Here is a 987-nt window from a genome sequence, read left to right as displayed (position 1 = left end):
AACACAATGATGGGATACCGCCAGCAGAGGCCGAAAATCGGCTTAACTGTGTGTCCGGATTTAGTTGACCACTACACTTTTACTCTTTGCCGAAGGCGTTGGTCTACTCACTTATGCTATATAGTGTCACTAGGCGTAGCCTAGGGATTCTACACGTAAGCCTCTCAACCTCGTTAGGGACGATCCTAGACGCCTTCCTGTATGTTTATCTAATCAGCGTTACTTTCTTCAATTACACACAACCGTCCTTTAGTTTGGATCAAAATGTGTCTGGGTTTACCACTATCCAATATTCCCCAGACACCGACCAATTCGATTCTATCACCATAAACCTTGATGTCCCTCCCTTCAAAGCTAACATGCCCTCCTTGTGATTCACACATAACTTTTCCCTTTTCAAAGTTTGGATAGAACTTGAATAGGAATGGCCCTGCCACTAAGGTCAGTAACACAACAATGATCGCTATGAAGGAAGCCTTTCTATAGAAATCCATACAATCCCTACACTAATGTAAAACTAGCTTTGGCGGTTCCCTTGTGCCATCACTGTCAAGATACTCTTCATATTCGGCCATAAAGACAGAGAGGTTTTGGTTGAATCTGCGCAGGTCGTACCCACGTAATTCAATACCACCTAGTATTGACTGTGCGATACTTAACGCATGCGTATCTGTACTGATCTGATCAATCAAGAATCCCTGTTTTGCTAGATGTTGGTGCATCCAATTGATGTCACCAGCGCTCTTATACAAACACCAATGGAAGAAAAATATTAGTGCGCCACATTCATAGATGAAGCGGAAAGGATCAGTTGCACTCCCCTCCGTTCTTGCAATCATCAGCCCTAGTTCGTTACCACTCTCAGGCCCAAGATCCATCATCATACGTGATACCAATGATGGGTTAACCCCTAGGGAAGGTGCGAACAAGTCCCTGATATGAGATCATGTTTGTCATCTGGAGCCATGGAACAGGGTTCATCATGAG

At 44.2% G+C, this 987-nt stretch carries 1 protein-coding gene; it reads right to left on the bottom strand.

Annotated elements, in window-relative coordinates:
• Nucleotides 1-506: 506 nt before the first annotated feature.
• Nucleotides 507-884, bottom strand: a complete 378-nt coding sequence (locus PG881_RS23900; RefSeq protein WP_270803310.1) for a hypothetical protein — start codon at nucleotides 882-884, stop codon at nucleotides 507-509.
• Nucleotides 885-987: the final 103 nt, after the last annotated feature.

Origin of the sequence: Aeromonas sp. QDB54 (assembly GCF_027707385.1) — a bacterium.
GTDB classification, from domain to species: Bacteria; Pseudomonadota; Gammaproteobacteria; order Enterobacterales; family Aeromonadaceae; genus Aeromonas; species Aeromonas hydrophila.
This window is presented reverse-complemented; position numbering and strand designations above follow the sequence as displayed.

Coding starts and splice junctions, on each gene's coding strand:
- PG881_RS23900 (WP_270803310.1), bottom strand. CDS start 884: ATGATGATGGATCTTGGGCCTGAGAGTGGTAACGAACTAGGGCTGATG.